Annotated in this window: 1 protein-coding gene; it reads right to left on the bottom strand. The window is 44.6% G+C overall.

The genetic code is table 11. The features are described from left to right. Positions 1 to 276: EF-Tu/IF-2/RF-3 family GTPase (locus DC53_RS0120885; RefSeq protein ID WP_033032373.1), on the bottom strand; the 276-nt coding region annotated here is incomplete at both ends.

Below are 276 nucleotides of genomic sequence, written 5' to 3' on the forward strand. Positions count from 1 at the left end.
AAGTGAATGTAGTATGTGGGTTGATTGAACCAGGCTTAGCTAGTACTTGACCACGTTCAACGTCTTCACGCTTAGTACCACGTAGAAGTGCGCCGATATTTTCGCCAGCACGACCTTCGTCAAGAAGCTTACGGAACATTTCAACACCAGTACAAGTAGACTTAGTCGTCTCTTTGATACCAACGATTTCAACTTCGTCATTTACGTTGATGATACCAGCTTCAACACGACCAGTTACAACAGTACCACGGCCTTGGATTGAGAAAACGTCTTCGA

Source organism: Pseudoalteromonas fuliginea (assembly GCF_000690055.1).
Lineage (GTDB): Bacteria > Pseudomonadota > Gammaproteobacteria > Enterobacterales > Alteromonadaceae > Pseudoalteromonas > Pseudoalteromonas fuliginea.